A 6,964-nucleotide genomic window follows, 5' to 3' on the forward strand; every position below is an offset into this window, starting at 1 on the left:
GTCCGGGCCGCGGCGGCGCACCGCCTCGCAGACCTTGCCGGTGAGCAGGACGTCGCGCAGCCCGGGCGCGACGGTCGTCGCGAAGTCGATCGCGCCGATCCGGCGCAGCGCCCGGCCCGCGGCGCCCCGGCGACCAGGTGGCGCTGCGGGTGTCCACCACGGCCCGCCGGTTCCGGGTGTCGGCGTTCCGGGTCGGCTGGTACGACGGCCGGGAGGCCGAACTCGTCTGGCGGTCGGAGTCGGTCCCCGGCGAGGAGCAGCGCGAGCCGCGCGTGCACCAGATCACCCGCACCGTGCAGGCCGGCTGGCGCCGGAGCCTCGACTTCGGCACCGAGGGGTGGCCCGAGGGCGCGTACCTGCTGCGGCTGGACGCCGACCACGGGCACCAGCGCTACGTTCCGCTGATCGTCCGGTCGGAGAGCGGCGCGGGCCGCACCGTGTTGATGCACGCGCCCGCCACCTGGCAGGCGTACAACCTGTGGGGCGGCTACAGCCTCTACCAGGGGCAGGACGGCAGTCACGAGGGCCGGTCCAAGGTGGTCGGCTTCGACCGTCCCTACGACCGTGACGGCGCCGAGAAGTTCCTGGTCTACGAGCGCGCCGCCGTGGTGCTCGCCGAGCGCCTCGGCATACCCCTGGCCTACACCACGGGGATCGACGTCGACCGTGACCCGGACGTGCTGAAGGACGCCACCGCCGTCATCGTGCTCGGCCACGACGAGTACTGGACGCCCCGCCAGCGCGAGCGCGTCACCGAGGCCCGCGACGCCGGCACCAACGTCGCGATCCTGGGGGCCAACACCTGCTACCGCCGGGTGCGTCTGGAGCCCGGCCGGCTGGAGCCGGAGAACGAGTGGGGCCGCAGCGTGGCCTGCTACAAGGGTTCGTTCGCGCAGGACCCCCACTACCCGGACGACCCGCACCTGGTCACCACGGACTTCCGGCAGGATCCGGGCGCCGACCCCGAGTCGTCGCTCACCGGCGTGCTGTACGAGGGCTACCCGACCGACGCGCCCTACGTCGTGCACCGCCCCGGGCACTGGCTGTTCGAGGGCACCGGGGTGGAGCGGGACGAGTCCTTCGAGCACCTCGTGGGCGTCGAGTACGACCGGGTGACGCCGGAGGCGCCCACCCCCGACCGGATCGAGATCGTCGCCCACTCGCCGCTGGAGTGCAACGGCCGGTCGAGCCACCAGGACTCCGCCTACTACACGGTGGACGGCGGCGCCGGAGTGTTCGCCGCCGGCACCATGCGCTGGGTCGAGGGGCTGATGGCCGGCACCGACCTGAACGGCCGCAACCACGGCATGGACGCCAGGACCGGCCGGTTCGTCACCCGCACCACCGAGAACGTGCTGCGCGCCTTCGCGGAGGGGCCGGCCGCGCGGCACCGGCCGGAGCCCGAGAACAATGTGGACCGGGTCTACGGCGAGGGCTGACGAGCCGGGCGCCTTCCGCCGCCGGGTGCCGTCGCTGCTCGGCACCGTCGTCGCCCTGGTCGGCGCGTTCTGCGCGCTGAGCGCCCTGCTGCCGTTCGTGCGCGACCCGTTCTCCGAACCGCGCGACGTGGTGGGCGGCCTGCTGCTGCCGCTGCCGGCCAACCTGCCCTACGGCGTCTGCCTGCTGCTGCTCGCCGCGGCCCTCACCGTACGCAAGCGGGTGGCCTGGTTCGTCGTCGTCCTGGGTGCCACGGCGCTGCTCGTCGTGCACCTGGCCAGGGCGGCCTACGCGGAGCTCTGGGTGACGCTGGCCGGGGCGGGCTGCGCCGCGCTGCTGCTCGCCCTGCTCTGGTGGTCGCGTGCCGAGTTCCACGCCCGGGTGCGGCGCGGCGCGTTCTGGCGGGCGCTGGGCGCGCTGGTCGCCGGGCTCGCGGTGGCCACCGGGCTCGGTTGGCTGATGGTGAGCCTGTTCCCCGGCTCGCTGCCGCGCGGCGACCGGCTCGCCTACGCCGCGGACCGGGTGTTCGGCGGTTTCGGCGCGGCCCGCGACTTCGCCGGCCATCCGCCCGTGGTCATCCGCACCCTGCCCGACGTCTTTGGCACCCTCGCGGTGCTCAACGCGCTGGTCGTGCTGTTCCGTTCGCAGCGCGCGCTGACCGGTCTCGCGGCGGACGACGAGATCCGGCTGCGGGCCCTGCTCGCCCGCCACGGCCGGCAGGACTCGCTCGGCTACTTCGCGACCCGCCGCGACAAGGACGCCGTCTTCGCGCCGGACGGCCTGGCCGCCGTGACGTACCGCGTCGAGGCGGGCGTCTGCCTGGCCGGCGGCGACCCCATCGGCGACCGCGACTCCTGGGACGGCGCGATCGCCGCCTGGAGCGAGATGGCCCGCGGCCACGCCTGGCTGCCGGCCGTGCTCGGCGCTGGCGAGCAGGGCGCGGCGGCCTTCGCCAGGGCGGGGTTCCGCGTGCTGCACCTGGGGGACGAGGCGATTCTGCGGCCGGCCGAGTTCGACCGTGAGTGGCGGTCGATGCGCGCCACCAGGCAGGCCGTCAACCGGGTGCGGCGCACCGGCGCCCGGATCCGGGTGCGCCGCCACCAGGAGCTGGACGAGGCCGAGTTCGCCGGGCTGCGCGCCGACATCGACACGTGGCGCGGCGACGAGCGGGAGCGCGGCTTCTCGATGGCGCTCGGCCGGCTCGGCGACCCGGCCGACGGCCGTTGCCTGCTGGTCGAGGCGCTGGCCGGCGACGGGGCCGACGCGCCCAGGATCGGGATCCTGTCGTTCGTGCCGTGGGGCCACGACGGCGTCTCGCTCGACCTGATGCGGCGGGCGCCGGACGCGCCCAACGGCACTGTGGAGTTCATGGTCGCCGGGCTGGCCGCGCACGGCCCGGCGCTCGGCATCCGGCGGGTCTCGCTCAACTTCGCCGTCGGCCGCTCGGTGCTGGAGGCGGGCGCGCGGCTCGGCGCGGGCCCCGTGGTGCGGATGTGGCGGCGGCTGCTGTTGTTCTTCTCCCGTTTCTGGCAGTTGGAGACGATGTACCGGGCCACCGCCAAGTACCGGCCCGAGTGGTTTCCGCGGTTCCTCTGCTACGGCGAGCCGGGCAGCCTGGCCCGGGTCGGCCTGTCCCTGACGATCGTCGAGGGCTTCTTCTCCCCGCCGCACGGCCGGGGCGGGGTCAGGCCGATCGGCGCGGTCGGGCTGCCGCCGCTCACCGACGAGGAACGCGAGCTGGCCATGGACGTCACCCGGCCGCCCGAGCCGGCACGGGCCGGGGCCGAGGGTCGGCCCTCGCAGCAACAGCGGGTGCGTCGGGGCAAGTTGGCCGAGCTGCGGGACCGGGGCGTCGACCCCTATCCGGCGGACGGCCACCGCACCGCCGCCCTGGCCTGGCTGCGGTCCAGGCCGCCGGGCACCCGGGCCACGGTGGTCGGCCGGGTGCTGCTGGTGCGGGACTTCGGCGGCGTCGTCTTCGTCCGGCTGCGCGACGGTTCCGGGGAGCTGCAACTGATCCTCACCCGGGCGCGTGCCGGCCCCGGCGGGCTCCGTCGTTTCGTCGCCGCCATCGACCGGGGCGACCAGATCGAGGCCACCGGCGAGTCGGGCAGCAGCCACCGGGGCGAGCCCTCGCTGCTCGTCGCCTCGTGGCGGCTGGTCGCCAAGTGCCTGCGGCCGTTGCCCGACGCCCGGCACCGGCTCACCGACCCGGTGGCGCGGGCCCGGGGCCGGCCGGCCGAGCTGGTGGTCAGGCCGGCGGCCAGGGCGGCGCTGGTGGCCAGGTCGACGGTGCTGCGCGAGCTGCGCGAGGCGCTGTGGCGGCGCGGCTACACGGAGGTCGAGACGCCGATGCTCCAGCCGCCGCACGCGGCCTCCGACGCCCGGCCCTTCGTCACCCACGCCCACGCCTACGACATGGAGTTGACGCTGCGGGTGGCGCCGGAGCCGTATCTGAAGCGCCTGTGCGTGGCGGGCTTCGACCGGATCTTCGAGCTGGGGCGGGCGTTCCGCAACGAGGGGGTCTCGCACCGGCACAGCCCGGAGTTCACCATCCTGGAGGCCTACCGGGCCGGCGCGGACCAGGACGGGATGCGCGAGCTGGCCGGCGCGTTGGTGCGGGAGGCGGCCACGGCGGTGCACGGTGCCCCGCTGGCGGTGACGCGGGGCCAGGACGGCGGACGCGTCGAGCACGACCTGTCGGGGGAGTGGCCGGTGGTCGGCGTCTACCCGGCGATCTCCGCGGCGCTCGGCGAGGAGATCGGCCCGGACACCGGGGTCGCGGCGCTGCGGCTCCACTGCGCGGCGGCGGGCGTCGAGCCGGGGCCGCGCGCCGGTCACGCCGAGCTGGTCGACGCGCTGTACGAGCGGCTGGTCCAGGCGGTGACCGGCCCGCCGGTCTTCTACCGCGACTTCCCGTTGGCCAGCAGCCCGTTGGTGCGCGCCGACCGGCACGATCCGCGGCTCGGCGAACGCTGGGACCTGGTCGCCTGGGGCATGGAACTGGGCACCGGCGCGACCGAGTTGACCGATCCGGTCGAGCAACGCCGGCGGCTGCGCCGGCAGGCGCTGCGGGCCGCGGAGGGCGGGGCCCCTGACGAGGCGGCCCTGGAACCCGACGAGGGCTTCCTGGCCGCGTTGGAGTACGGCATGGCCCCCACCGGGGGCCTGGGACTCGGCGTCGACCGCCTGATCATGCTGCTCACCGGCCTGCCGATCCGGGAGACCCTGGCCTTCCCCCTGATCCGCGGCGGCTGACAGAGCCGGGGCCTGGCCGGCCGGGCTGAACCCCTTACGGCCTGCGGCCTGCGAGGCGGGCGGCGGCGGAGCACCGCCGCGCCGGCCCGCCCCAGGCCCGGCGGCCTTCGGCCGCCGCCCTGGCGGGCCGGCCGTCCGCTTCGCCCGGCCGGTAGGGCCACCGTCACGGTTCCCGTGGGTCGCGGCCCTCCAGGTCGGTGGTGTGGGTCTGCTGCCGGGCCTCCTGGGACTCCCGGATGGTGGCCGCGCGGGCCGTCAACTCACGACCGATCAGCGCCAGTTGTCGCTCCAGATGGCGCTCGGGCGGCTCTCCGCCCGGGGTGAGGCGGGACCACCAGCGGGTGCGCTGGTAGGCGTCGATCGCCTCCGGGACGTCGTGCCGTACCGCCCGGGCCAGGGCGTGGACGGCCTCCGGATCGACGACGAGTTCGTCGGCCACCCAGCCGGGGTCGAGCAGCGCGGTCAGCAGCCCGTCGAGTTCGGCCAGCGATCCCGCGGCCGCCGGCGGCGCGTCGAACGCGTCGAGATACGGCCGCAGCGCCGCGAAGTCCGCCCGGACCGCCGCCAGTTCCGACGTCTCGGAGAACGGCGGCGGCGCCTCGCGCTCCGGCGGGGCGAGCAGCGCGCCCGCGCCGTAGAGGCCGCCGACGACCAGCGGCCAGAACGTGCCGGCCTGCCCGGCCAGGGTCAGCCCGAGGCCGGCCAGGCCGCACACGCAGCCCGTCAGGTTCTTGCGGGACTCCAGATATCCGAGCGCGCCGCCCGTCGTCCTACTGGTAGCCACGGATCTCCTGGAACGCCTGGTCGAGGGAGCCGTCCACCGCGTCGAAGAGGCGGCCCCCGGTCAGCTCGGCGATCCCCTCCAACTCGCCCCGGTCCGAGTCCCCGAACAGCACCGTGAACACCGGCACCGTCGCCAGGTCGCCCAGCAGCGTCGCGTGGAAGTCGGCGAAGCCCCCGGGGCCGATCGAGTCGCCGTTCTCGCCGTCCGTCATCAGCACGATGGAGGTGAACGCGTCCGCCGTGTCCTCCTCGGACAGCAGCGCGTACGCCTCCATCAGGCTCCAGTAGATCGCGGTGTCGCCGTCCGCCGTCAACGCGTCCACGCCGTCCCTGATCCGCGTCAGCCCGGGCTCCGGGTCCGCGGGGTCGACCTGGTAGGTGTCCCGCGAGACGACGTCCCCGGCGAACGGCATCAGCGTCACCCGCTCCCGCTCCCTGAACCGCTCGCCCGCGCCGGCGCCGCCGGTGCCGGTGAGCCGGCCGAGCGCGGCCCGCAGCGACGCGATCCGGTCGCCCTCCATCGAGCCCGAGGTGTCCAGCACGTACACGGTCCGCGACGGCCGGCGCAGCTCGTTGTCGAACGCGTCGAGCAGCCCGTCGGCGACGGAGAGGGTTCCCGGGTAGGGGAGTTCGCGCCGCTGTCCGTCCGGGATGGCCTCGGCCGGCGCGACGCCGCCCGCCACCGGGCGGCGCAGCGTCTGCTCGGTCAGCGCGGCCTGGGCCTCCGGGCCGCGCAGGTGGTCGGTGAGCGCGCCCAGCGCGTCGCGGGCCTCGGGGGAGGCGGAGGTGAGGGTGGTCAGCGGGTAGCGCGCGGTCACCACGCCGTCCAGCGGGCGGACGACGGTGAGGTCGGCGGCGCCGTCCCTGGCCAACGACAGCAGCACCGACTCGTAGTTGATCAGCGCGTCGACGTCGGGACGGTCGCCGAACGCGGTGGCCAGCCAGCCGGAGGAGCCCGAGGTGAGCCGCTGCCCGGCGAAGAACTCGCGCAGGCGTTCGGCGCTGCCCGTCACGTCCTCCTCGGTCAGCGCCGCCTCGGCGCCCGAGAGTGCCGAGGTGACCGAGATCAGCGCGCTGTAGCCGGAGTTGGAACGCGTCGGGTCGGTCATGCCGAAGGTGAGGTCACCGGCCGCGGCGGCCGCGTGGACCTGCGACCAGGTGACCTCCTCCGGGTTCCAGCCGAGCCGGTCGATCACCTCGGGCCGGACGCCGAGCGCGACCGGCGAGGTCATCACGGAGGTCTCGGTGAGGATCCGGTCGGCCGCCTCGGGCCGCAGCCGCAGGTAGTCGTTGGTGGCCAGCCAGAGCGCGTCGTACTCCTCGGCCTCCCCGGAGGCGACGAGCCTCGTCGCGTCCAGCGTCCCCGACCAGGTGATCTCGACCCCGACCCCGGTCTCCTCCTGGGCCCGCGCCAACACGTCCTCGGTGTCGGCGAGTTCACTGCTCGCCAGGATCCGCACCACGGAGCCGTCCCCGCCGCCGGACC

At 75.4% G+C, this 6,964-nt stretch carries 4 protein-coding genes and 1 pseudogene; 2 read left to right on the forward strand and 3 right to left on the reverse strand.

From position 1 onward, the window contains the following. Nucleotides 1–126, reverse strand: a pseudogene (locus E1283_RS39125) (ATPase); the annotation flags it as partial. Between the two features lie 23 nt (nt 127–149). Here E1283_RS39125 and E1283_RS28665 point away from each other — a divergent pair. Together E1283_RS28665 and lysX are read left to right on the forward strand one after the other, a co-directional pair. Then, nucleotides 150–1,439, forward strand: a complete 1,290-nt coding sequence (locus E1283_RS28665) for a N,N-dimethylformamidase beta subunit family domain-containing protein (RefSeq protein WP_132821075.1) — start codon at nt 150–152, stop codon at nt 1,437–1,439. Further along, on the forward strand, nt 1,411–4,695 hold the full coding sequence (gene lysX, locus E1283_RS28670) for a bifunctional lysylphosphatidylglycerol synthetase/lysine--tRNA ligase LysX (protein ID WP_132821076.1): 3,285 nt from the start codon (nt 1,411–1,413) through the stop codon (nt 4,693–4,695). Before E1283_RS28665 ends, lysX begins: the two co-directional genes overlap by 29 nt. A gap of 163 nt (nt 4,696–4,858) precedes the next feature. On the opposite strand, the gene E1283_RS28675 is transcribed toward lysX, so the two are convergent. Both E1283_RS28675 and E1283_RS28680 read right to left on the reverse strand, forming a co-directional pair. After that, complete coding sequence (locus tag E1283_RS28675) at nt 4,859–5,479, reverse strand: hypothetical protein (RefSeq protein WP_132821077.1); 621 nt, start codon at nt 5,477–5,479, stop codon at nt 4,859–4,861. Beyond that, nucleotides 5,466–6,964, reverse strand: a 1,499-nt coding sequence (locus tag E1283_RS28680; protein ID WP_132821078.1) for a substrate-binding and vWA domain-containing protein, incomplete at its 5' end; no start/stop codon positions are given. The genes E1283_RS28680 and E1283_RS28675, both read right to left, overlap by 14 nt.

The sequence above is a fragment of the Streptomyces hainanensis genome, assembly GCF_004348415.1.
GTDB classification, from domain to species: Bacteria; Actinomycetota; Actinomycetes; order Streptomycetales; family Streptomycetaceae; genus Streptomyces; species Streptomyces hainanensis.